Annotated in this window: 22 protein-coding genes; 10 read left to right on the top strand and 12 right to left on the bottom strand. The window is 72.8% G+C overall.

Features of this window, described 5'->3' with window-relative positions; all coding sequences use genetic code 11:
- Positions 1-51 precede the first annotated feature (51 nt).
- Positions 52-1,041, bottom strand: a complete 990-nt coding sequence (locus ACFZDC_RS06000; RefSeq protein WP_391320539.1) for a LuxR C-terminal-related transcriptional regulator — start codon at positions 1,039-1,041, stop codon at positions 52-54.
- Between the two features lie 260 nt (positions 1,042-1,301).
- On the opposite strand from ACFZDC_RS06000, the gene ACFZDC_RS05995 reads away from it, so the two are divergent.
- Genes ACFZDC_RS05995 through ACFZDC_RS05985 form a run of 3 tightly spaced genes read left to right on the top strand, consistent with a single transcriptional unit; the run spans position 1,302 to position 2,238 of the window.
- Positions 1,302-1,481: a hypothetical protein gene (locus tag ACFZDC_RS05995; RefSeq protein WP_391320537.1), complete on the top strand. Its 180-nt coding sequence runs from the start codon at positions 1,302-1,304 to the stop codon at positions 1,479-1,481.
- Positions 1,482-1,486: 5 nt separating this feature from the next.
- Entirely contained in the window at positions 1,487-1,849 is a 363-nt protein-coding gene (locus tag ACFZDC_RS05990) for a hypothetical protein (RefSeq protein ID WP_391320535.1), read from the top strand.
- A 5-nt stretch (positions 1,850-1,854) separates the two neighbouring features.
- Entirely contained in the window at positions 1,855-2,238 is a 384-nt protein-coding gene (locus ACFZDC_RS05985; RefSeq protein WP_391320533.1) for a hypothetical protein, read from the top strand.
- A gap of 41 nt (positions 2,239-2,279) precedes the next feature.
- Here the strand turns inward: ACFZDC_RS05985 and ACFZDC_RS05980 are convergent, their stop codons facing one another.
- The 3 genes from ACFZDC_RS05980 to ACFZDC_RS05970 form a co-directional block, all read right to left on the bottom strand.
- Positions 2,280-2,573 carry an IS3 family transposase gene (locus ACFZDC_RS05980; protein ID WP_391320531.1) on the bottom strand — a complete coding sequence of 98 codons (294 nt, stop codon included), beginning with the start codon at positions 2,571-2,573 and terminating at the stop codon, positions 2,280-2,282.
- Between the two features lie 568 nt (positions 2,574-3,141).
- Entirely contained in the window at positions 3,142-3,387 is a 246-nt protein-coding gene (locus tag ACFZDC_RS05975) for a hypothetical protein (protein WP_391320529.1), read from the bottom strand.
- A 507-nt stretch (positions 3,388-3,894) separates the two neighbouring features.
- Positions 3,895-4,248 carry a hypothetical protein gene (locus tag ACFZDC_RS05970; protein ID WP_391320527.1) on the bottom strand — a complete coding sequence of 118 codons (354 nt, stop codon included), beginning with the start codon at positions 4,246-4,248 and terminating at the stop codon, positions 3,895-3,897.
- Between the two features lie 73 nt (positions 4,249-4,321).
- On the opposite strand from ACFZDC_RS05970, the gene ACFZDC_RS05965 reads away from it, so the two are divergent.
- Together ACFZDC_RS05965 and ACFZDC_RS05960 are read left to right on the top strand one after the other, a co-directional pair.
- Positions 4,322-4,918 (top strand): hypothetical protein, encoded by a 597-nt coding sequence (locus ACFZDC_RS05965; protein WP_391320525.1) that lies wholly within the window; start codon positions 4,322-4,324, stop codon positions 4,916-4,918.
- Between the two features lie 98 nt (positions 4,919-5,016).
- Positions 5,017-5,244, top strand: a complete 228-nt coding sequence (locus ACFZDC_RS05960) for a hypothetical protein (RefSeq protein ID WP_391320523.1) — start codon at positions 5,017-5,019, stop codon at positions 5,242-5,244.
- 162 nt (positions 5,245-5,406) lie between these two features.
- Here the strand turns inward: ACFZDC_RS05960 and ACFZDC_RS05955 are convergent, their stop codons facing one another.
- Together ACFZDC_RS05955 and ACFZDC_RS05950 are read right to left on the bottom strand one after the other, a co-directional pair.
- Positions 5,407-5,835, bottom strand: coding sequence for a hypothetical protein (locus tag ACFZDC_RS05955; protein ID WP_391320521.1), 429 nt, complete (start codon positions 5,833-5,835; stop codon positions 5,407-5,409).
- Between the two features lie 88 nt (positions 5,836-5,923).
- Positions 5,924-6,604, bottom strand: coding sequence for a penicillin-binding transpeptidase domain-containing protein (locus tag ACFZDC_RS05950; protein WP_391320520.1), 681 nt, complete (start codon positions 6,602-6,604; stop codon positions 5,924-5,926).
- 195 nt (positions 6,605-6,799) lie between these two features.
- Between ACFZDC_RS05950 and ACFZDC_RS05945 the strand changes: the two genes are divergently transcribed.
- Positions 6,800-7,345 carry a hypothetical protein gene (locus ACFZDC_RS05945; RefSeq protein ID WP_391320518.1) on the top strand — a complete coding sequence of 182 codons (546 nt, stop codon included), beginning with the start codon at positions 6,800-6,802 and terminating at the stop codon, positions 7,343-7,345.
- On the opposite strand, the gene ACFZDC_RS05940 is transcribed toward ACFZDC_RS05945, so the two are convergent.
- Both ACFZDC_RS05940 and ACFZDC_RS05935 read right to left on the bottom strand, forming a co-directional pair.
- On the bottom strand, positions 7,330-9,720 hold the full coding sequence (locus ACFZDC_RS05940) for an ATP-binding cassette domain-containing protein (protein ID WP_391320516.1): 2,391 nt from the start codon (positions 9,718-9,720) through the stop codon (positions 7,330-7,332). The two genes, ACFZDC_RS05945 and ACFZDC_RS05940, sit on opposite strands and share 16 nt — an antisense overlap.
- A gap of 58 nt (positions 9,721-9,778) precedes the next feature.
- Positions 9,779-11,401: a PH domain-containing protein gene (locus tag ACFZDC_RS05935; RefSeq protein WP_391320513.1), complete on the bottom strand. Its 1,623-nt coding sequence runs from the start codon at positions 11,399-11,401 to the stop codon at positions 9,779-9,781.
- Between the two features lie 399 nt (positions 11,402-11,800).
- Here ACFZDC_RS05935 and ACFZDC_RS05930 point away from each other — a divergent pair, with 399 nt between their 5' ends.
- Both ACFZDC_RS05930 and ACFZDC_RS05925 read left to right on the top strand, forming a co-directional pair.
- Positions 11,801-13,375, top strand: coding sequence for a Na+/H+ antiporter (locus ACFZDC_RS05930; protein WP_391320511.1), 1,575 nt, complete (start codon positions 11,801-11,803; stop codon positions 13,373-13,375).
- A 288-nt stretch (positions 13,376-13,663) separates the two neighbouring features.
- Positions 13,664-14,182, top strand: a complete 519-nt coding sequence (locus tag ACFZDC_RS05925) for a hypothetical protein (RefSeq protein WP_391320509.1) — start codon at positions 13,664-13,666, stop codon at positions 14,180-14,182.
- 28 nt (positions 14,183-14,210) lie between these two features.
- Here the strand turns inward: ACFZDC_RS05925 and ACFZDC_RS05920 are convergent, their stop codons facing one another.
- Positions 14,211-14,684, bottom strand: coding sequence for a carboxymuconolactone decarboxylase family protein (locus tag ACFZDC_RS05920; RefSeq protein WP_391320507.1), 474 nt, complete (start codon positions 14,682-14,684; stop codon positions 14,211-14,213).
- 258 nt (positions 14,685-14,942) lie between these two features.
- Between ACFZDC_RS05920 and ACFZDC_RS05915 the strand changes: the two genes are divergently transcribed.
- A complete protein-coding gene (locus ACFZDC_RS05915) occupies positions 14,943-15,866 on the top strand; it encodes a hypothetical protein (RefSeq protein WP_391320505.1) in 924 nt (307 codons plus the stop codon).
- Positions 15,867-15,879: 13 nt separating this feature from the next.
- On the opposite strand, the gene ACFZDC_RS05910 is transcribed toward ACFZDC_RS05915, so the two are convergent.
- Together ACFZDC_RS05910 and ACFZDC_RS05905 are read right to left on the bottom strand one after the other, a co-directional pair.
- Positions 15,880-16,602 carry a TIGR03943 family putative permease subunit gene (locus tag ACFZDC_RS05910; RefSeq protein WP_391320503.1) on the bottom strand — a complete coding sequence of 241 codons (723 nt, stop codon included), beginning with the start codon at positions 16,600-16,602 and terminating at the stop codon, positions 15,880-15,882.
- Positions 16,599-17,795: a permease gene (locus ACFZDC_RS05905; RefSeq protein ID WP_391320501.1), complete on the bottom strand. Its 1,197-nt coding sequence runs from the start codon at positions 17,793-17,795 to the stop codon at positions 16,599-16,601. The genes ACFZDC_RS05910 and ACFZDC_RS05905 overlap by 4 nt, the downstream gene beginning before the upstream one ends.
- 164 nt (positions 17,796-17,959) lie before the next feature.
- Between ACFZDC_RS05905 and ACFZDC_RS05900 the strand changes: the two genes are divergently transcribed.
- A complete protein-coding gene (locus ACFZDC_RS05900; RefSeq protein WP_391320716.1) occupies positions 17,960-19,816 on the top strand; it encodes an NAD-binding protein in 1,857 nt (618 codons plus the stop codon).
- Between the two features lie 163 nt (positions 19,817-19,979).
- On the opposite strand, the gene ACFZDC_RS05895 is transcribed toward ACFZDC_RS05900, so the two are convergent.
- Positions 19,980-21,800, bottom strand: a complete 1,821-nt coding sequence (locus ACFZDC_RS05895) for a prolyl oligopeptidase family serine peptidase (protein WP_391320499.1) — start codon at positions 21,798-21,800, stop codon at positions 19,980-19,982.
- Positions 21,801-22,007 lie beyond the last annotated feature (207 nt).

Raw genomic sequence — 22,007 nt, 5'->3', positions numbered from 1 at the left:
CCGCGTCCGGGACAGGATCCGCCGGACAGGCCCTGAGGCCGCGGTGTGAGATCAGGCGTCCAACCAGCCGAGCCGGACGGCACAGGCTCCGGCCTGGAAGCGGCTGGCGGCACCGAGGCGTTCGGTGAGCTCGGAGACGGGGCGGCGGATCGTGCGTTCGGAGACGCCGAGCTTGCGGGCCATGGCCTCGTCGGTGAGTCCGCCCGCGAGCATCCGCAGCAGTTCCAGGTGGCGTCCCTCGGGGCGCCATGCGCCGTCCGGCCCGGCCGTCGCGTCGGTCAGCACGTTCGCCGCCGCCCAGCAGTGCTCGAAGATCTCCCGGAACACTCCGACCAGCGTCTCTCCCCGGAGGATCACCGCCGTGATCTCACCGATGGCCGACGGCGGCGCCGGCACCAGCGCGGTCGAGCTGTCCACGACGATCAGCCGCAGCGGCAGCGTGTGCGCGGTGCGCACCTGCGCCCCGGCCGCGCTCAGCCGCCGCAGGTAGGACGCCATGTGCGGCACGGCCGCCGCGGAGCCCAGATGGATCGTGCGCATGCGCACCCCGCGCCCGATCACCGCGAGGTCCCGCTCTAAGCCCGACTCGACCATCTGAGCGGGCAGCGCGCGTCCGGGGTGCAGCGACAGCACCTCCTCCTCGACACGCCGGGACACGTCCTCCAGCACCGCCGAGACGTTCGCGGCACCGGTCACCACCTCCATCCGCACCGGGAGCAACTCCCGTGCGTGCACCGGCTGGAAGTCCGTGAGGATCCGCGTCAGTGCGGAACGCGTGCGCTGAACGGAGCTGAGCAGCCCGGCCGTGTGCTGCTCCTCCTCCACGAGGAGGTTGCGCAGCGCGGTGTCGGGCGACAGCGCCGTCCACCCGTTCCCGCTGTCCGGGGCCGATACGAGCAGCCGTAGTCTGTTGAGGAGTTGAATGGCGTCCGCGAACTCCGCGTCGCTCCAGCCACGCTCGCCGATCACGTTCTCGGGGTGCCAGCTCGCATCCTCCAGCGCGATGCGGTAGAGCTCCTGCGCACGCTCCTTCACATCCATCGGGCCCCTCCATGTCGTCCCCCGGCGCGACCGCCCCCGGCCGGGCGCCCAGTTGATCTTAGGAACGTCCCTGCTCAGCTGGCCAGACAAGGTCCGGCATACGGACGCGGCGGGAGCCGGGCGAGCCGTCCGGGCCTGGCCATGGCCGGTCCCGGAACCAGCGGAGACATGGCGGTGGGTGACCGTCCCGGCACATGCTGACGGCGCACCGCGTACTCGCGCACCGCACACCCAGCCCACCCCGATCCCGGAGGTTCGCCATGCCCGCTCCGTCCGCGGCGTCCGTCCTGTCCCCCGCGTCCGTCCGGCGCCGGCTCCGGCGTGTCGCCTGCGCCGTGGCCCTCGCCGCCCTGCTCGCGGGCGGCGCAGCCGTCGCAGGTGCACCGGCGGCGGGCACCACGGCCGTCGCCGCCGGCTCCGACTCCCTCATCTGGGGTTGATAGCCGTGCCCGTACCGGCCGTCGCCGTTGTCGCCCCGCTCACCGGGCCGCGAACGGCCGCGGGCACCGTCCTCCTCGCCGAGGTGGACCGGATCCGTGGCGGCGCCCCGGGAACGGCCGACTGGCAGGTCTTCCACGAGACACCCGGTGTCGCGCACACCGTGGCGGCCGGCGGATTCACGGCGGTCGTCGGCCACGCCGACCCGTCGGTCGCCGACGGCGCGCTGGACGTCTACCGGCAGGCCGGACTGCCCTGTCTGCTGCCGCTGCTCCCCGGCCGCGCGCCCGCGCTGAGCTGGGCACCCGACGAACTCACCTCGCCCGCGCCCTGGCCGACGCCGCGCTCGCCCTCGCCCCGACGGCGCTGACGGTGGTGTGCGACGACGACCACAGCAGCACCGGGCTGGCCGGGCTGCTCGCCGCGCAGGCACGGGCGACGGGGCTCGCCGTGCGAACCGGTGGGGGCACCGGTGACGTCCTCGCCCTGCTCGCCCCACAGCACCGGTTGCCGGCCCTCCTGCGCGCCCGGGAGGGGGAGTCGTGGCGGGCCGTGCTGGTGGTGACGGACTGCGGGTTGCCGTCGTTCGACGCGCTCGTGACTGCAGCCGCGCGGCTGCCCGTGTGGGCCGTCCATGCTGAGCCGTGTCTGGTTCGCCGTACCCGGGCGGCCATGGCCTCGCTGGCCGCCGCCCTGGCCGAGCCTCGCTGCGGGGCGCCCGGCTCGTCTCGCGGGTCCTGTCCCGTTCGCCGCTCCTGATCGGTCCGGACGGCAGTGTGTTCGGCGAGGGGCGGCGCGTGTCACGGCTGTCCGCGGTGTGCCCGATCCGAGCCGCGGCCTGGGAGGACGCCCTGACCGTCCCGCACACCCAGGTCGGCTGACTCCCGCTCAGACGACCCGCACCGCTCCCCCGCTGGCCAGCGGCAGGCCCGGCCGGCCTGATGGTCTTGTTCGTCGTCGATCGGGCTCCGGTATCCGCACACGCTGTGTAGCCTGCGGGTGTTGTAGAAGCCGGTGATCCAGGTGGCGATCTTCAGCCGTGCCTCGGTGCGGGTGGTGAAGGTGCGCCGGTGGACGTACTCGACCTTGAGCACACCGGCCTACCGTCCCACGCGGCTGGGTGCGCCTAGTGAAGGACTGCCACAGCGAGTTGCACGGCAAGGTCGAGGTCGTCCGCAGTGACAGGGGACGGGGAGAGGCCAGTCTCGGCTGATCGGGACGTGGCAGGAAGGTCAGGCCGGCAGCTCCGGAGATGCCGGCGAGCACTGCAGCGGGAAAGCCGAGCGCGACGTCGATGACGAGCCAGAAGCGCAGTCGTAGTTCGGCACGGCGTTCTCGATGCTCTGCTTCAACAAGCACGCGTTCGGCTTCGGCTCGAATAGGCGTCACCTGTCCCTGCCAGCTGCCTTGATGCTGCGTGTTGTCTCCAGCCACGGGCCTAAGGATCTCACCGTCGCCCGGGAGGCAGGTGACAGCCGACAACGATCTTCTGTCTTGTGTCGTCGGCCTCGTGGTCTATCCGGTGCGCCGAGGCTTCGTGCCCTTCTGGTGGTGGGTGGGACGACTGTAGGCCTCGCCCGTGGCGAGGACGCGTCCTACCGGCGGCCCACAGGTCCCCGTAGATCTCCGAGGGAACGACCGAGCAGAGAAGGGTCGGTCTTGCTATGCCTGCGGCCCCTCGGCATCGCTCCGGCTGGACACGACGTGCCTCGCGATCGTGGACAAGGCCAGCTCACGATCCTCGTCAACGACAAGCCAACCCTTGCCCAGGAGCGATTGCAGCAGTGGGCGGACCTCTTCGCCCAGATCCTCCGCCAAGTCGTCATCCGTGAGGGAGAAGCCATCCTGTACACGGCTCGCCACGTGGAACACGACGGCTTCCTCCCCCGCGGTGATGTTGAAGTCCATGACGTGAAGGTATGGCGAGCCCCGTTGCCGCAGCACGCCGACGGCGCCTGAAGCCGAGGTACCGCAGCGCACAGGCCAGCTGCAGCGGCCAGGCCGCCGACGAGACCCCGGCCGCGGCCGGATATGCCTACGGCTGATCCGAACGACCTGGTCAGCCCGCGCCCGTCCGTCTCAGTACTCCGGGGGCCTGGCGGCTCCACCCCGTGGGCGTGAAAATCGGTGCGTGGCCGTCCGGCGGACGTCGAGGAAACTTGGTGCGATCCGAGCCTGTGTCTCAGTAGGACGCTGGGGGTCCATCGCCAGGCACCCGGATGTGTTGCTTCGAGCACGTGAATCAGTTTCTCCCGCCTGCCGGACCCCCGCCGGCCGGTCACGCGCCCGCGGCTGTCACGAGATGGGGGTGCCGGGGATGGATGTGATCCACGAACGCTGTGCGGGGATCGACATCAGCAAGGTGGACGTGAAGGTGACGATCCGCGTGCCCGGTGCGGGCAAGCGCCGCCGCCGTCAGGGGGAGCCATGGCAGGGCGGGATCTTCGAACGCTGTTCAGGGAACCGCTGGTGCTCCCCGCCGCCGATGCCGCGTCGTCGGGGGGCGTGCGGACTGCTGCGGATGCCCTGGTGGAAGCACTCAGTGCCATCGTCCGGCGCCAGCACGAACACCGGGAACGCACAGTCAGTCGGCTCTCCGCCGTCCTTGAATCGGGGTTGCTCCCTGACGGCCTGGTCGAACTGGCCGCGTATTACCGAGCGAAGGCCCAGCGGGATCTCGGGTTGACCGACGATTCCCGCCGCGGCATGCAGCGTGTCGCGTCCGGCGGCGGTCGGCTCGCTCCCGCCGCTCGACGGGGTCTGGCGCACCTGAGCCGAGTGTCCGGAGATTTCCCAGCGGTGGTGGAGGCCGCCGGGAGGCTGGGCTGGGCGGCACCATCGGGTGCTGGGGGACGTCTGGTGGGTGCAGGGCGACATGGAGCGGGCGGCAGCCGCGTATCTGGCGGCCCGGAGTGAGGCCGAGGAACACGGTGTGGTCGGCGAGACCGCCGTGGCCCAGGCCCATCTCGCCTTCGCCGTGTCCTTCGTCGACCCGCTTCGGGCCGATGACGAACTCGACCTCGCGGACCGTCTGCTGTCGCCCTTGAGTCTGCGCTCCAACGAGATGACCGCTCACATCGCCACACTCGTGCGCGACGCAGGATTCGCTGCAGACCTGCCTGACCGGGCGGCCGTCCAGCTCGCAGAAATCGGCGTCTCCGGCATCTCCTACGCCGCGGCCAAACTGCAACTGGCCCTGTGCTTCCACCACGCGGTCCTTGATGCTCGGGACAACCTCGCGGCTGACATCGCCCGCTTGCGCGGGCTCACACAAAACGGCTACTACGCCTACTACGTCGAAATCGCGCACTTCATGGGCGACCTCCCACTCCCCCCGAACACCGTACGAGCACGATGGATCGACGGGGAACGACAGACCCGGGAACGATGGCGCAACATAGTACTGGGACGCCGCGATCATGTCGGCAGGGTTCGTTGAGCTGCAGTACACGGTCTGCTACTGCTAGGAGATCGCCCAGCTCTCCACAAGGCACCCGCACCCCGCGCCTCCATCCAAGGGCGGGACGATCTGTGTCCGTGGGAGGCTTACGGGCGGAACACCACCAAGGCCGCGGCACTGCCCGACCGGCCAAGCGCAAATTCGCCTGGGCGGTCGGCTCCCCGGGCGAGAACGCCGGCTCGGGCGGCGTGTGGCTACTGCCCCGGGAGGGCGTCAACGGCTCCTCCGCCTTCTCCCCCGCCAAGCTGGACCTGCCCTCCCCGTCGAGCGCGCTCGCGTACGGCAGGTACGTCAGCAGCCAGTGACGGCCACCGGACCCGCCTTGCCGGGCAGCGGCAAGGGTCCTGACAGGGGCCTGATCCGGGCAGCGGGTCGGGCCCCTGTGCGGTCTTCGGGGGCTGGTGGGAGAAGGCCGGGGGGCGAGCTTGGAGCCGCTCCCGTGGTTCGCCTACCGGCTCTCCCGCCTCTCAGTGGTCTTCCTTTCGTCTGCTGCGTACCACCCAGGTGGCTCCGCCGATGGCCAGGGCGATCGGCCACTCGAGAGCTCCCGCCACCGCGAGTGCTCCCAGGCCCCCGTAGAAGACCAGGTCCCGGGCCGGCACTTTGTCCAGGCCGGCGGGCAGGTTCTCCACGCTGGGGTAAGGGATCGGAACCGAAGGGTGAAACGTGCGGGTGTGCAGGTGGATGCCCGCGCCGTCGGGATGTCCCTCTCCGGACTGTTCCTGCCGAGTCCGCACACGCCCCGTGCCCGTGCGCGCGCTCTGGCTCCGGTGCTGCCCCCTTTGGGCCCGCACCCGCTCGGCGGGCTCCAGCGTGGTCAGCGCAGCTTCGGAAGGTTTCTTCTGGGCCCGTACCCGCTCGGTGGGCTCGAGCACGGTCTGAGCTGCCGTAGCCATCCCGTCTCCTCCTCTCCTCAGAGTCGGTATGGGGTGCCTCTTCCATCCTCGCGCGCTTCGTGCGGCCCTCATAGCGAGAGACCTCGGATCAGTGGCACTTGTGGTGACGGCACGCGGGTCTGCTGGTCGGGGTGGGCTGGGCGGGCGTGGGCTTCTTGCCGGTGTTGCCGCTCCGCTTGACGGGGGGCGTGGAAGGGGAGGGAGAAGGGGAGAGGGAGGGGGAGGGCGCGCCGGGTTCGTCTGTGCCGTGCCCGAGTGGAGCGGGTGCCGGGAACGGGGCATCGGGGAGGCCGGCCAGGGCATCGCGCATGTACTGGGTCCAGATCTCGGTGGGGATGTCACCGCCGAACACCTTCTGCAGGCCACCGACACCTGCCAGGGACTGCAGCTGCGGGTGTTTCGGGTCCTCCCGGAACAGAACCACGGAGGTGGCAAGCCGGCGGGTGTAGCCGACGAACCAGGCCGAGCGGTAGTCGTCGGTGGTTCCGGTCTTACCCGCCGCCGTCCTGCCGAGTGCCTGGGCCTTGGTTCCGGTGCCCCGGACTATGACACCCCGGAGTACGTCGGTCACGTTGTCGGCGACCGCGGCGGGTATGGCCCGTACCGGGGCGGGGGCCCTGAAGCCGGGAAGTGCCGAGCCGTCGTGGGTCACCCTGGTCACCGAGTACGGGGTGGTCTGGACACCGGAGGCGGCGAAGGTCGCGTAGGCGCCCGCCATGCGGATGGCACTGGGAGCGGCGACGGAACCGCGGGCCGTCGACGCGTGCACCCTGGCGGCGCCGTGTCCTGCCCCTGGGACCGTACGGGACGTCTCCGAGCTGGAGAGCGTGCTGGCCGCCGTCCTGCGCGGAGGCGATCTCGACGGCGAGGCCGAGCAGCGGGCCATCCGTCGGCGGCCGCCCCGGAGCGGTCCGGCGGTGAGACTTCGTCGGCGTCCTCCGGCGGACCGGGTCCGACGCACGGCATGGCCGTCGGCCGGGACGCCGAGGCGCACTGCCGCGCCTATGAGCAGGTCAAGGACCATGGCAAGGCGCCCGACGCGACGGCCTGGCAGCGGCTCGTCGCGGTCGCCGGTGGCAAGGACAAGGTCGCCGCGTACTGCTCCGAACAGCAGGCGCGGGCCACAGCCGCCGCGAGCAGGCCGGGCAACAGCGGCAAACCCGCCGAGGGCGCCGCGGGCCGGGGCGGCAGCAACGGCACCGCGGGGAACACCGGCGGCTCCGGCGGAGGCAGTTCCGACGGAGGCAGTTCCGGCGGAGGCAGTTCCGGCGGAGGCAGTTCCGGCAACGCCCCCGGCGGCACGGACAACACGGCCGGAAGCGGCGGGGCGAGCAAGGACAAGGGCAGCGGGAGCAAGGACAACCAGCGCCCGTCGGCAGGGCCTTTCGCCGTCCCTGAGTTGCGCACGCCACGGGTGCCGTACCAGGTCAGGGACCTGTTCCGCGTGGCGGGCCGGGCCCCTGAACGGTCTCCGCGCAGCGCGGGACGCCTGCGTCAGGCGCCGACGTAGGCCGCGAGGTGCTCGCCGGTGAGGGTGGAGCGGGCCGCTACCAGGTCGGCCGGGGTGCCTTCGAAGACGATGCGGCCGCCGTCGTGGCCGGCGCCGGGGCCCAGGTCGACGATCCAGTCGGCGTGCGCCATGACCGCCTGGTGGTGCTCGACGACGATGACCGACTTGCCGGAGTCGACGAGCCGGTCGAGCAGGCCGAGCAGTTGCTCGACATCGGCGAGGTGGAGGCCGGCGGTCGGCTCGTCGAGGACGTAGACGCCGCCCTTGTCCGCCATGTGCGTGGCCAGCTTGAGCCGTTGCCGCTCGCCGCCGGACAGCGTGGTGAGCGGCTGCCCGATGGTGAGGTAGCCGAGCCCGACGTCGGCAAGCCGCCGCAGGATCCGGTGCGCCGCCGGAGCGTGCGCCTCGCCGGCGCCGAAGAACTCCTCGGCCTCGGTCACCGACATCGCCAGCACCTCGCTGATGTCGCGGCCGCCCAGGTGGTAGTCGAGGACCGACGCCTCGAACCGCTTCCCGTCGCACTCCTCGCAGGTGGTGGCGACACCGGCCATCATCGCCAGGTCGGTGTAGACGACGCCGGCACCGTTGCAGGTCGGGCAGGCGCCCTCGGAGTTGGCGCTGAACAGCGCCGGCTTCACGCCGTTGGCCTTGGCGAACGCCTTGCGGATCGGGTCGAGCAGTCCGGTGTACGTCGCCGGGTTGCTGCGGCGTGAGCCGCGGATCGCGGTCTGGTCGATCGACACCACACCGGCGCCGGCGGGGATCGACCCGTGCACGAGCGAGCTCTTGCCCGAACCGGCGACGCCGGTGATGACCGTGAGCACGCCGAGCGGGATGTCGACGTCGACCTCGCGCAGGTTGTGCGTCGTCGCGCCGCGGATCTCCAGCGTGCCGGTGGGCTTGCGCACCGTCTCCTTGAGGGCTGCCCGGTCGTCGAAGTGGCGGCCGGTGATGGTGCCACTGGCCCGCAGCCGCTCGACGGTGCCCTCGAAGCAGACGGTTCCGCCCGCCGTCCCGGCGCCGGGGCCGAGGTCGACGACGTGGTCGGCGATCGCGATGACCTCTGGCTTGTGCTCCACGACGAGCACCGTGTTGCCCTTGTCCCGCAGCCGCAGCAGCAGGTCGTTCATCCGCTGGATGTCGTGGGGGTGCAGGCCCGTGGTGGGCTCGTCGAAGACGTAGGTGACGTCGGTGAGCGAGGAGCCGAGGTGGCGGATCATCTTGGTGCGCTGTGCCTCGCCGCCCGACAGCGTGCCCGCCGGCCGGTCGAGCGAGAGGTAGCCGAGGCCGATCTCGACGAACGAGTCGAGGGTCTCCCCCAGCGCCACCAGCAGCGGCGCCACCGACGGCTCGCCGAGGCCGCGCACCCATGCGGCCAGGTCGCTGATCTGCATCGCGCAGGCGTCGGCGATGCTGATCCCCTCGATCTTCGACGACCGGGCCCCTTCGTTGAGCCGGGTGCCGTCGCAGTCGGGGCAGATGGTGAAGGTGACCGCCCGGTCCACGAACTCCCGGATGTGCGGCTGCATCCCCTCCCGGTCCTTGGCGAGCATCGACTTCTGGATCCGCGGGATCAGGCCCTCGTAGGTCATGTTGATGCCCGCGATCTTCATCCGGGTCGGCTCGCGGTGGAGGAAGTCGTGCAGCTCCTTCTTGGTGAACTTGCTGATCGGCTTGTCGGGGTCGAAGAAGCCCGACTCGATGTAGAGCCGGGAGTTCCAGCCGCCCCCCTTGTAGCCGGGGACGGTGATCGCGCCCTCGGTGAGCGACTTGGAGTCGTCGTAGAGCTGGGTGAGGTCGAGGTCGGTGACCGTGCCCCGGCCCTCGCAGCGCGGACACATGCCGCCGGTGATGCTGAAGCTGCGCCGCTCCTTCACGGTCTGTCCGGCGCGCTCCACGGTGACCGCACCCGCTCCGCTGATCGAGGCGACGTTGAAGGAGAACGCCTTGGGCGAGCCGATGTGCGGCTTGCCGAGCCGGCTGAAGAGGATCCGCAGCATCGCGTTGGCGTCGGTGGCGGTGCCGACCGTGGAGCGGGGGTCGGCGCCCATCCGCTGCTGGTCGACGGTGATCACGGTCGTCAGCCCGTCGAGTACGTCGACCTCGGGCCGCGCCAGGGTGGGCATGAAGCCCTGGACGAAGGCGCTGTAGGTCTCGTTGATCAGCCGTTGCGACTCCGCGGCGATCGTGTCGAAGACCAGCGAGCTCTTGCCCGAGCCGGAGACGCCGGTGAACACCGTGAGCCGGCGCTTGGGGATCTCGACGCTGACGTCCTTGAGGTTGTTCTCGCGCGCGCCGTGCACCCGGATCAGATCGTGGCTGTCGGCAGCGTGCGGCGCGGGCGACTTCCTGTCCGTGCTGGTGGCCATGCTCATCGTGTCCCCATCTGTGAGGGCCGCTTCCACGGCCTCCGTCGGCGTCGCCCGGCTCACGCTAGCTTCCGCTCGCAGGCCGCGCTTCTCGATTCCTGATCGATGGTTCACGCGGGTGCCGCGCGGGTGTTGTTCGCCGCGGCTCTGCCGGTCGTCCGGGAGACCGTGCCGCCCGCGCCGAGTCCAGCTCGCGGATGATGCGGTTCAGGTCGGCCGGTGCGGCCGCCAGGCGGATCGGGTGGCCGGCGTCGTCGAGTTCGGCGATGTGCCAGCTTCTGGGGACCGTGTCGCCGTCGCCGCCCCGGGCCCGTCGTACGGTCCTGACGGTGAGGCGCCCGACCGGGATCCTTCTCGCCCCGAAGCGGCCCGGGCCGGGTGTCACCGCGGGCGGGCCGTCCCCGATGACGATGTGCGTGCCGAAGCCGAGCGGGTTGTAGTCGGTGGGCTCCAGGAAGCGGGCGGGCAGGAACACCTCGCCCTCTTCCGGCGGTTCGGTCCCTCCGGCGTCCTCGGGCGCACGGACGCGGGTGGCGCGCCAGGCCCGAGCGAGCATGCCCAGGGTGAGCAGCGAGCCCGCGGCCGCCCAGGCGATCGACGCGGGCTCGGAGAGCGGCGTCGTGGGGTGGAAGTAGCACAGGGGCAGCAGCCACAGGGCGGTGCCGGCGAGGGCTCCCGCGAACGGCAGGGCCGACGGCAGGACTTCGTCGTCGGGCAGGTCCCGGCCGCGCAGGCGCAGCAGTACCCGCGCTCCGGGGCCGCCCGCGGCCAGGGCGAGTACGGCCGCCACGACGGCCGGCGAACCGGGTGTGGTGATGTGCTCGCGCCAGACGTGTCCCTCCCCGGCCACCTGCATCACCCGGCCGTGCCACACGGTCAGTTCGACGTGGTCGCCGGAGCGGAAGTCCCGGGCGGCCTGCGAGGAGACGTCGAGCCGGGCCAGTGGCCGGCTGTCGGTGAAGTACAGCCGGCTGCGCTGCTCGGGCAGGTGGGCCTCGGTGCGCGCGATCACGGCCGGGACGGTGGTCAGGCAGTCGTCGCGCAGCCCGGCGGGCGTCTCGGCCGTGCAGGCGGGGGCCGTGCGCCAAGCCGCCGCGTACGACGCGGTGTCCGGTACGCGCCAGGCGGCCACACCGGCGCCCGCGAGCAGCAGCCCGCACAGGCACAGTGATCCGGCCCAGCCGCTTCCCGCGGTGCGGTGCGAGACGACGCGGATGTCGCTCGACTCCGGGGCGCCGTGGCGGCGGTGCAGCGTGCGCAGGGCGTCCAGCTCCGCGCGGAAGTCCGGGTCGTCGGGCGCCCAGCTCTTCGGCAGGGGCAGGAGCCGGCTGTGTCCGTCCCGCAGGGCCAGACCGACCCGGCGGGCCTCCCGGGTGCGGGAGCCGTCCGTGTGCCCGAGATGTACGCGCACGTCGGCGATGTCGGCCCAGGGCACGCTCCGGCGGCGCAGCAGGGTCCGGCAGTGGACGCCGTACGCGTCGGCGCTCACCCGGGCGGTGACCTGGTGGAGCGAGGCGACGCCGGCCAGGGCGAGGAGCAGGCCGACGGCCGCCCACGCGTCGAGGAGGTCGCCCCGGTACGCCACGCGGACGGCGGCCAGGGCCGCCCCGGCCGCGCCGAGTCCGACGAAGAGCCACAGAGTGCGCTCCCGCAGGGGTCGGCAGGTCACGTCCGAGGAGGTGGTCATGGACAGAGCTTGCGGCACCGGGGCTGCCGGTTCATGTGCATGTTCTGGCAGTGTCCGGTCGTCCCACGTTGCCGCGTTGCGACGCGCCGGAGCCTGCCGCGTGGCCGTGGTCGCCCTTCGCAGCGGTGGCCCATGCCGGGCCCGGGATGCCTCCCGGTCCGCCGGCTCCCCTACGGGTCGCGCGAGGCCGTCACCGCTGTGCCGCGAGGTCCTTGAGCGCGATGTCGAGTTCCAGGACGTTCACCCGCGGGGCGACGCGGTGCACCCTGATACGGCGGCCCGGCGGACCTTGACACTGTCTCGACGTGGCCCGCGCCGATAGGGTGAAAGCGGTGTGCCGGGAAGTCTGGTCGGCCGGGAGGAGTCAGGTCGGCTCTCCTGAAGCTCCAGGGGGACGGCATGCGCAGCGTAGGGACAGTTCTCGCACTGGTGGTTCTGGCCACCGTCGTGGCGACCTTCGCGCGCCGGTGGCGGATTCCCGCGCCGTCCCTGCTCGTGGTCGCCGGTCTCGCCGTGGCCCTGCTGCCGGGCACTCCGGAGATCGAGATCAGCCCCCAGATCATCGGTCTCGTCGTCCTGCCGCCCCTGCTGTACGCGAGCGCCGAGGAGATGCCCTGGCGGGAGCTGCGGGCGGTGTGGAAACCGGTCGGGATCCTCGCCATCGGTCTCGTCCTGGCTTCGGCGGCGGCCGTAGCCGCCGTAGCGGTCCTGGTCACACCCTTGTCCTGGCAGATGGCGTTCGTGCTGGGCGCGGTGCTGGCCAGCACCGATCCGGTGGCGGTGACCGCGCTCGGCCGGCGGCTCGCCCTGCCGTCGAGGGTGCAGGTCCTCGTGCAGGCGGAGAGCCTGTTCAACGACGCGACCTCGCTGGTGCTGGTCCGGGTGGCGGCCGGGATCGCGATCGCCTCGGCCGCGGCCGACTGGGGGGCCGCCGGCGGCGAGTTCCTGCTGCTGGCCGGCGGTGGCACGGTGATCGGCGCCGCCGTGGCCGGCGTGGTCGCCCTGATCCGGCGGCGCACCGAGGAGCCGGTCCTGGAGACGGTGATCGCTCTGGTCACCCCCTATGCCGCGTATCTGCTGGCGGAGGCCGCGCACACCTCCGGCGTGACCTCCTGTGTGGTGGCGGGCGTGGTCCTCGGCGGCCGGGGCGACCGGCTCACCAACGCCCGCATCCGCCTGCAGTTGCACGCCGTGTACGGGACCGTGGTGTTCCTTCTGGAGAGCGTGGTCTTCTCGCTCATCGGGCTGGCGCTGCCCGCGCAGGTGCGGGCCCTGGCCGACGGCGCCGGGTCCTGGCCGCTGTACGCCCTCGCCGTCGCCGCCACGCTCGTCGCCGTACGCCTGCTCTGGCTCGCGCCGCTGTCGGCGGTCGTGCAGCGCAAGGGCGGGATCAGCCGGCTGAACTGGCGGGTGCCGGTGGTCCTGACCTGGGCGGGCACCCGGGGTGTGATGCCGCTGGCCGCCGCCCTGTCCGTCCCGGAGATGGCCAAGAGCGGCTCTCCGCTGGCGGACCGTCCCCTGGTGCTCGTCCTGACCACCTCGGTGGTGGTGGTCACGCTCGTCGTCCAGGGGTTCACCCTCGCCCCGGTCGTCCGGGCCTCCGGCATCGCGCTGGCGCCCGCCCACACCGAACGCGAGGAGGTCGAGGCCCGTTCCCGCCTCGCCCACGCCGGACTCGCCCGGCTGGAGGAGCTGGCGGAGCTGGAGGCCGTACCGGACGTCGTCCTGGACCGGCTGCGGCGCGCTCTGAACGCCCGCCTGGAGGACGCCCGCGACCGGCTCGCCGAGGGCAACGGCACCGCCGCGGCCGGCGAGTCCGCCGACCTGGTCTACCGCCAGCTGCGTCGTGACCTGATCGCGGTGGAGACGGCCGAACTCCAGCGCCTGTACGACGCACACCGCATCAGCGACACGACCCGGCGTCGGCTTCAGCGGTCGCTGGACCTGGAGGAGGCCCGGCTGACGGACGCCTGACGGCAGCGGGGTGCGGCACCCGAGTTCTTCCCCGCCGCGGCCAGCGCCCGGCACCCCGCGGCCGTAGCCCTGGTGGACGGCATACGCCCGCACGGTCCGCTCCGCCGCGACCCGCTCCCCACGGAAGGTGAGGTTGTCCGGCTCCCGCCGGAAACTCGTCCCCGCCGCGTCGACGTCTGCGCCGGGCAGGACGGCCGCGTAAGGACGCCGTCAGGATTCGGCCGCCCGGCGTCAGGGCCTCGTCAGCGGCGGTCGCCGTGCCGGGTGGGGCCGCCTAGGGTCGGCGGCATGCGGAGGAGCGGACGGGCGGCCCCGGCCGGCGACCGCCACTGGCGAGGGAAGGCACGGCTCGCGCTGAACTGCGCTCTGGCGTTCTTCGCCCTGTGCCTCCTGGTCGACTGGGACGCGGGAAGCCTGACGCCTCTGCGCGCCCTGCTCTGGGCCGCCCTGTCCGCCAGGGTGTTCATCGTGCTGCTGCCGCACCGGGTGACCGCGGGCCCCGGCTGGATCGCGGTGTGCACCCCCTGGCGTCGACACGTCGTCCGGACGGACGCGCTGGTGGCCGTACGCCAGTACGAGGGGCCATCGGGCGGCCTGGTCCTGCGCGACGCCCACGGCGACCGCCTGGAGCTCGACCCCCGAGTCCTCGCCGCGAGTCCCCTGCTGTGGCACGAGCTGGAGACGGGCACGCACCGCTCCCTGGAGCGCGGCACGCTCCGGCACGGAGCCGATGTGGTGGCGCGTCTGGGCCACCACATCGACGACGAGTCGGCACGGGCGGTTCTGCGAGCGTCGGGTCTGTCCTGACGGCTCCCTCAGCGCGGCCCGACCGCCGTCATCCGAACTGGCCGGGCTGGTAGTCACCGGCCGGCTGCTGGACGATGACGTTCACGCGGTTGTACGCGTTGATCAGGGCGATGAGGGACACCAGCGCGGCGAGCTGCTCCTCGTCGAAGTGCTTGGCGGCGTTCGCCCAGGCCTCGTCCGTGACGCCCCCGGCCGCGTCCGCGATGCGGGTGCCCTGCTCGGTCAGCTCCAGGGCGGCGCGCTCGGCGTCGGTGAAGACCTTGGCCTCGCGCCAGGCCGCGATGAGGTTGAGGCGGGTCGACGTCTCCCCGGCGTGCGCGGCGTCCTTGGTGTGCATGTCGGTGCAGAAGCCGCAGCCGTTGATCTGGCTGGCACGGATCTTCACCAGTTCCTGTGTCGCGGCGGGCAGCGTCGAGTCCGCGACCGTCTTGCCCGCCGAGTTGACGTACCTGAGGAACTTGCCTGCGAGCGGGCTGCCGAAGAGGTCCAAGCGAGCGTCCATCGTGCACTCCTCTGCCATCGGTGTGGGCTACACCTGGATGACGGAACGGCTCGGCCCGATGTGACAGCCACCGCTGTGACCTGCGACACACGCGTCGGGGCGGTCATGAATCCGCAGAGAATGTGCGCAGGAGCGTCACATGGGGAGCACACAGTCTTCCGAAAGCCTCGTTAGCGTTGCTGGCCGCTCGATCCCACGTGCGAACGTGGCCAGGCCCCGGCCGAGGCCGCAGGCGCAGTCGACTCAGAAAGACCGCAAATGGACTACTGCTCCTCGTGCCGTCGGCATCTGAACGGCGCCCTGGTGTGTCCCGGGTGCGGCGCCTACGCCCCGGACATCGCTCCCCCCACGACCATCGCCACCCGCATACCGACGGCCGGGACGGCGTCCCGGGAGGCCACCTGCTCCGGTTCGTGGCTCGACGGCGATCTCCCCGACGAGCCGACGCCGTCCGGCCCGGACGAGGCCCCGCACACCCACCCTGCCGCCGACCTGGACGGCCCTCCGGCCGCACCGCAGGGCCCGTCCGGCCCGGACGAGGCCCCGCACACCCACCCTGCCGCCGACCTGGACGGTCCTGCGGCCGCACCGCAGGGCCGGGCGGCCCGGCGCCGCCAGCTGGCCCGGTGGAAGAAGAACAAGCGCCGGGCCGCGGTCGCGACCACCATCGCGCTCGTCGGCGGCGGGCTCACCCTGGCCGCCCTGGACCGGCAGTCCGCCGACCGGGCCCAGGCGGCCGCGGCACCGGACAACCACAGCATGGGCTCCGCCGACGAGCAGACCACCGCCGAGGCCCGGCCCGAGTCGGCACCGCCCGGCACCCATCCGTCGCCGCGTACCACGCGCCCCGCCCACGCCCGGCCGACCGCGGCCGTCCCGCACCGGCAGACCATCGCCGCCGCACCCCGGACCGCCCCGTGGGACACCCACCTGGACGCCGCGGCCGCACCCCGCCCCGCCCGGACGGCCGCCGCACGGCAGCAGGCCGCCGCCCCCGTCTCCGGTGGCACCGACGACAACAGCACCGGTGCCGGCACCGGCACGACGGCCCAGCAGCCGTCCGCACCCGCCGCCACACCCGCGACCGACAGCGGAACGAACTCCGGCACGCCCCCGACGAGCCCCTCCCCCGCCGCGACCTCGCCGTCCCAGGTCTGCCTGCTCGTGGTGTGCCTGGGCTGACAGGACCGCCGCCTCAGTTGTTCCAGGTCTCGTCGTACGGGTCGTGCGGGGTCGGTACGGGTTCAGCCGAGGTGACCGACAGGTACGGGATCGGGCCGTTGTTGACCGGGTCATGGGTCAGCCCGGGACTGTAGGTGCCCGTGACCTCCAGCCAGGCGTCCGGCTGCAGGACCGGGGGCAGCTTGCCGGTCAGGGCGATCTTCACCGGCTGGGCGTCCGCCGCACAGCAGTTGAGGGCCATGCGGACCAGATAGGGCGCCCCGGTGCGGTCCAGGGCGAGGAAGCCGGTGACGCGGACCGGGCGGCCGTGCAGGGAACGCCCGTGGTCGTAGGCCGCGCGGGAGGCGTAGTCGACCACGCTGAGCGGTACCGGGTCGGCCGAGGACAACTTCCCGTAGCCGTACGGCTGTTGCAGGGCCGTGCCGCTGCGCAGCGCGCTGTAGGAACCCAGGGCCGGCGGGGCGATGAGGATGAGGGAGAGGAGCGGGAGGACAAGGAGCCAGGAGATGCGGGGCTCGGGGTGGGAGTGGTCCCCTTCGGCACGCTGGGCCGCCTTGGCACGCCTGCGCTCGTACCACGCCGTCGCCACGGCCGCCGCGATCAGGACCCCGCCCGACGCCAGCAGCAGCGGCTGCAGGCCCGCCTTGACGTAGCGCAGGTACAAGTCGGTGGCGCCCGCGTGCAGCAGGGCCGCGCCGAGCAGGAACATGACCGCCGCCTGGGCCTGGCGGTTCACAGGAGCACCGCCCCGGTCAGGACCGCCCCCGCGATGGCCAGCGCGAAGGTGGCGGGGGCGAAGCGGAGCGCGAAGGAACGGCCGAAGGTGCCCGCCTGCATCGCGAAGAGCTTGAGGTCGATCATCGGGCCCACCACCAGGAACACCAGCTTGGCCGTCAGGGAGAACTGGGTGAGGGAGGCCGCGACGAACGCGTCCGCCTCCGAGCAGATGGACAGGAGTACGGCGAGCACGGCGAGGGCGAGGACGGAGAAGAGGGGGTTGTCGGCCGCCGTGCGCAGCCAGGTCGCCGGGGCCACCGCCTTCAGTGTGGCCGCGGCCATCGCGCCCAGCACCAGGAAGCCGCCCGCGTGCATGGTGTCGTGCCGGACCGAGTTCCAGAACGCCTCACCCTTGGTCGCGCCCTCGTGCGCGCCGTGGGCCGGCGGCCGCAGCCAGTCCGTACGGCCCAGGCGCTGCCACAGCCAGCCCATCGTGCAGGCCACGAGAAGGCTGGCGAGGAACCGGCCCAGGACCATCTCCGGATTGCGGGGGAAGGCGACGGCGGTGGCGGTCAGGACGATCGGGTTGATCGCGGGGGCGGAGAGCAGGAAGGCCAGGGCCGCCGCCGGGGTCACGCCCCTGCGCACCAGCGCACCCGCGACGGGGACCGAGGCGCACTCGCAGCCCGGCAGCACCGCGCCCGCCATCCCGGCGACCGGTACGGCCAGCGCGGGACGGCTCGGGAGCGCACGGGCGAAGAAGGAGGGAGGGACGAAGACGGCGATCGCCGCCGAGAGGAGGACCCCCAGGACGAGGAAGGGCAGCGCCTGGACCGTCACGGCCACGAACACCGTCATCCAGCTCTGCATCAGCGGAGTGCCGAGCGCCCCGCGGATCGGGGACTGGGCGAGCACCGCCAGCAGCAGGATCATGGTGAGGACCAGCGGGGAGCTGAGATGCCGGCCCTCCCGGCTCTCGCGACCCCGATGGCCCTCTTGGCCTTCCCGGTCCTCATGGCCTTCCCGGTCCTCATGGCCTTCCCGGACCTCATGGCCTTCCCGGACCTCATGGCCTTCCCGGACCTCCCGGCCCTCCCTGCCCTCGCGGTCCTCCTGGCCCTCCCGTCCGGGCCGCTCGCCGGGCCCGTCGCCGGACAGGCGCGCCGGGTCCCGCTCGGCGGCGCCGGGCAGGGCGTCTTCGGTGATGGCCACGGGTGGGTACCTCCGGCTGTGTGCTCCCTCTGCCTCCCCATCCATACGCGGTCGAGGGCACGGGTGTTCACGCGCTTGCTGGAACCACCGGTCTCCTTGGGGCAGTCTTTCCCCTCGTGGCGAGCGTTCCGTATCAGGGTGGGCCCAGTAGCGCACCGGCGCACATGGTGGTGTGCGGTGACGACGGGCTCGCGCACCGGCTGGCCGCCGAGTTGCGCGGAGTCCACGGTGAGCAGGTCACCCTCGTGGTGCCGCCCGACGGGCGCACGGCGCGGCCCCCGGTGGTCGGGCGGGCCCGGGCCGCCTCGGCCGCGCTGCTCGACCGAATGGTCAGCGCCGCCGTCGGACGGGGCGGCGGCAACGGCGGCAATGGCACGGCCGGGGCCGGCGGTAGCGGCGGTAGCGGCGGTAATGGCAACAGGGTCGACGGCGAGCGGGTGTGGGAGGCCGCCGATCTCACGGAGGCCGTGCTCGCCGAGGCCGGGGTGGAGCGGGCCGCCGCGCTGGCACTCGTCCATGACGACGACGAGACCAACATCCGGGCCGCCCTGACCGCCCGGCGGCTCAACCCGCGCCTCCGGCTCGTCCTGCGGCTCTACAACCGGCGGTTGGGCCAGCACATCGAGGAACTCCTCGACCAAGCGGCCGCGTTGGCTTCCGGAGAGGGGACGGCGGAGGGCCCGGAGGCGTCCACGACCGTGCTGTCCGACGCCGACACCGCCGCGCCCGCGCTGGCCGCCGCCGCCGTCGCCGGCACCACCAAGGTCGTACAGACCGACAGCCTGCTGCTGCGGGCCGTGGAACGGCCGCCCTCCGCGGACGGACAGGTCGCCGGGGGGCTGTGCACCCTGGCCCTGCTCTCGGCCGCCGGCCCGGATACCGCCGGGGCGGGCCGGTCCGGGGGCGGCGCGGAGCAGGAGCCCCGGCTGCTGCCGGACGACGAGGAGGTACGGCAGGCGGCAGGACGGGCCGCCGTGGTGCTGGAGCAGGTGTCGTCCGCGTCCGGTGGGCCGGCGTCGGCCGCGTCCGGGCGCGGGGTGGGGGGCGTACCGCCGCTCGCCTCCCTCTTCTCGCGGCGGCTGCGGTGGTCGCTGGCCGGGATGGTGGGGTGTGTCGTCGCGCTCGCCGTGGCGCTGTGGGTGGTCAGCGACATCCATCCGCTGGGGGCCTTCTATCTCACGTTGCTGGATCTGTTCGCGATCGACAACCCGGCGATCGGGGCGCCCGTCGGACGGCAGATCCTCCAACTCCTCTCCGGGCTGGTCGGGTTGCTGTTGCTGCCGGTGCTGCTGGCTGCGGTGCTCGAGGCGCTCGGCACCTTCCGGACCGCCTCCGCGCTGCGGAAGCCGCCGCGCGGCCTGGGCGGGCATGTGGTGCTGCTCGGGCTCGGCAAGATCGGCACGAGGGTGCTGACGCGGCTGCGGGAGCTGGGCGTTCCCGTGGTGTGTGTGGAGTCCGACCCGGAGGCGCGGGGGCTGGCGACCGCGCGGCGGCTTCGGGTGCCGGTGGTGCTGGGGGATGTGACGCAGGAGGGGGTGCTGGAGGCCGCGAAGATCCATCGGGCGGATGCGCTGCTCGCGGTGACCAGCGCGGACACGACGAATCTGGAGGCCGTGCTGTACGCGCGGTCCGTGCGGCCGGATCTGCGGGTGGTGCTACGGCTGTACGACGACGACTTCGCCACGGCGGTGTACCGGACGCTGCGGGCCGCTCATCCGCAGGCGTCCACTCGGAGCCGGAGTGTGTCGCACCTCGCCGCGCCGGCGTTCGCGGGGGCGATGCTGGGGCGGCAGGTGCTGGGGGCGATTCCCGTGGAGCGGCGGGTGTTGCTGTTCGCCTCGGTCGAGGTGGCTGGGCATCCGGAGTTGGAGGGGCGGACCGTGGGGGAGGCGTTTCGGGCCGGCGCCTGGCGGGTGCTGGCGTTGGAGGGGCGTGCTGAGGTGCCCGGGGATCATGTGCTGGGTGAGGGGGACCGGGTGGTGGTTGCCGCTACTCGCAGGGGGCTGGCCGAGTTGGGCTGACCCCCAGGGGCCCCGCCCCCTGGACCACCGTTTCCGAACCCGCCCACACGTTTCCGAACCCGCCCACCCGTCTCGGCCGGCTGAAAAGCACCCCCGCCCGCTGCGGTGGGCTGGTCTCGGCCGTGGGTGGGCCGGGTGGAATTCCCTACGCCCCCTACGCCCCCTACGCCCCCGCCAAGTGCCTCTCCGCGAACTCCATCTCCAGTCTCACCTGCTTGATGCGCTCGTCGACCACGAGTGAGCCGTGGCCGGCGTCGTAGCGGTACACCTCGTGGACCGCGCCGCGTGCCTCCAGGCGCTTGACGTAGTTGTCGATCTGGCGGATCGGGCAGCGTGGGTCGTTGACACCCGCCGAGATGTACACCGGGGCCTTGACCTGGTCGACGTAGGTGAGCGGAGACGACGCCTCGAAGCGTTCGGGGACCTCCTCCGGGGTGCCGCCCAGCAGGGTGCGGTCCATGGCCTTCAGGGACTCCATCTCGTCGTGGTACGCGGTGACGTAGTCCGCGACCGGAACGACCGCGACGCCCACCGCCCATGCCTCCGGCTGGGTGCCGACGCCGAGGAGAGTGAGGTAGCCGCCCCAGGAGCCGCCGGTGAGGACCAGGCGGGCGGGGTCGGAGAGGCCGGAGGAGACGGCCCAGTCGCGGACCGCCGCCACGTCCTCCAGTTCGATCAGGCCCACCCGGTGCTTCAGGGCGTCCGTCCAGGCGCGGCCGTACCCCGTGGAGCCGCGGTAGTTGATGCGGATCACCGCGTACCCGTGGTCCACCCAGGCGGCCGGCCCCGCGGCGAAGGAGTCGCTGTCGTGCCAGGTCGGACCGCCGTGCAGGTCGAAGACCGTGGGGAGCGGGCCGGTGGCGCCGGCGGGCTTCTGGATCAGGGCGTGGATGCGGCCGCCGGGGCCCTCCACCCAGGCGTCCTCGACCGGCACCGAGGGCGGGCACTTCATGCCGGGCGGGTCCAGCACGACCCCGCCGGAGGTGGAGCGGACCACGGGCGGCTCGGCGGCCGACGACCACAGGTACTCCACGCTGCCGTCGGGGCGGGCCGTCGCCCCGGAGACCGTGCCCGGCGGGGTGGGGATGCGGGTCAGGTCGCGCCCGGCCAGGTCGAAGCGGTACAGCTCGCTGCGGGCCTCGTGGCTGTGGGCGATGAGGAGGGCGCTGCCGTCGGGGTACCACTCGGCGCTGACGTCGCCGGGGAGGTCGAGGGACAGGTCCGTCTCCTCGCCGGTCGCCACGTTCCACACCAGGGGCTCCCAGCGGCCGCGGCGCTGGTGGCCGATGAGCAGCCGGGTGTCGCCGTCGACCGGGGCGAAGCCCAGCACCTCGAGGCCCAGTTCCTCGGTGCCGCCCTTGGTGTCGTCCAGCTCGGCGACCGTCGTACCGTCCGGGCGCAGCACGCGCAGGGCGGCGTGCATGGCGTCGCCGTGCTCGGTGTGCTCGATCGCGATCAGGGAGCCGTCGTGGGAGAGGTCGCCGACGCCCGCCGACTCGCGGTGCCGGTAGATCACGACCGGGTCGTCGCCCCCGCGCGCGAGGTGGATCGTGGTGCCCTCCTCGTCGGTCGAGCGGCCGACCACCGCCGTACGGCCGTCGCGGGCCAGGGCCAGGCCTGCCGGGTAGGAGGGGTCGAGGCCGGGCACGGCCGTCTCGTCCCCACCGCCCCCGAAGGGCTGGCGGCGCCAGACGCCGAACTCGTCGCCGTCCTTGTCGTCGAACCACCAGATCCAGGCGCCGTCCGGGGAGAGCACGCCGTCCGTCGTGCCGTTCGGCCGGTCCGTCGCCTGCCGCTGGCCGCCCGTCGCCCGGTCCCAGGCGTACAGCTCGTACGTGCCCGTCGCGTTCGACACGAACAGGGAGCGGTCCGGTGCGTCCTCCGCCCAGTCGGGCAGCGAGACCCGCGGCGCCCTGAAGCGCTTCTCCCAGTCCGGCATGTCCGGTGTGTCCGGCGTCCTGCTCTCACTCTTGGCCCCAGTCATGCGCCCATACTGCCTGGTCCCACCGACAATGCGCTGGCGTGTGCACCCAGCCTGTGGACAACTTCCCGACCATGACCACCGAGTCCGCACACATGTCCACCCCCCGGGCACCCGGGCCGCCCCGAGCACCCGGGCCGCCCCGGGCGCCCGGCCCGTACTCCGGGCCGCCCGGCCGCGCTCCGGTCCGCCCCCGAGGGCCGGCGCGAG

The organism is Streptomyces sp. NPDC007905 (assembly GCF_042959345.1).
Classification (GTDB): domain Bacteria; phylum Actinomycetota; class Actinomycetes; order Streptomycetales; family Streptomycetaceae; genus Streptomyces.
Note: the sequence above shows the minus strand (reverse complement) of the source record. Positions and strands in the feature narration are given on the sequence as shown.

Coding starts and splice junctions, on each gene's coding strand:
- ACFZDC_RS05955 (WP_391320521.1), bottom strand. CDS start 5,835: ATGGCTACGGCAGCTCAGACCGTGCTCGAGCCCACCGAGCGGGTACGG.
- ACFZDC_RS05915 (WP_391320505.1), top strand. CDS start 14,943: ATGGACTACTGCTCCTCGTGCCGTCGGCATCTGAACGGCGCCCTGGTG.
- ACFZDC_RS05925 (WP_391320509.1), top strand. CDS start 13,664: ATGCGGAGGAGCGGACGGGCGGCCCCGGCCGGCGACCGCCACTGGCGA.
- ACFZDC_RS05895 (WP_391320499.1), bottom strand. CDS start 21,800: ATGACTGGGGCCAAGAGTGAGAGCAGGACGCCGGACACACCGGACATG.
- ACFZDC_RS05940 (WP_391320516.1), bottom strand. CDS start 9,720: ATGAGCATGGCCACCAGCACGGACAGGAAGTCGCCCGCGCCGCACGCT.
- ACFZDC_RS05935 (WP_391320513.1), bottom strand. CDS start 11,401: ATGACCACCTCCTCGGACGTGACCTGCCGACCCCTGCGGGAGCGCACT.
- ACFZDC_RS05930 (WP_391320511.1), top strand. CDS start 11,801: ATGCGCAGCGTAGGGACAGTTCTCGCACTGGTGGTTCTGGCCACCGTC.
- ACFZDC_RS05920 (WP_391320507.1), bottom strand. CDS start 14,684: ATGGACGCTCGCTTGGACCTCTTCGGCAGCCCGCTCGCAGGCAAGTTC.
- ACFZDC_RS05975 (WP_391320529.1), bottom strand. CDS start 3,387: ATGGACTTCAACATCACCGCGGGGGAGGAAGCCGTCGTGTTCCACGTG.
- ACFZDC_RS06000 (WP_391320539.1), bottom strand. CDS start 1,041: ATGGATGTGAAGGAGCGTGCGCAGGAGCTCTACCGCATCGCGCTGGAG.
- ACFZDC_RS05900 (WP_391320716.1), top strand. CDS start 17,960: ATGGTGGTGTGCGGTGACGACGGGCTCGCGCACCGGCTGGCCGCCGAG.
- ACFZDC_RS05995 (WP_391320537.1), top strand. CDS start 1,302: ATGCCCGCTCCGTCCGCGGCGTCCGTCCTGTCCCCCGCGTCCGTCCGG.
- ACFZDC_RS05945 (WP_391320518.1), top strand. CDS start 6,800: ATGGCCGTCGGCCGGGACGCCGAGGCGCACTGCCGCGCCTATGAGCAG.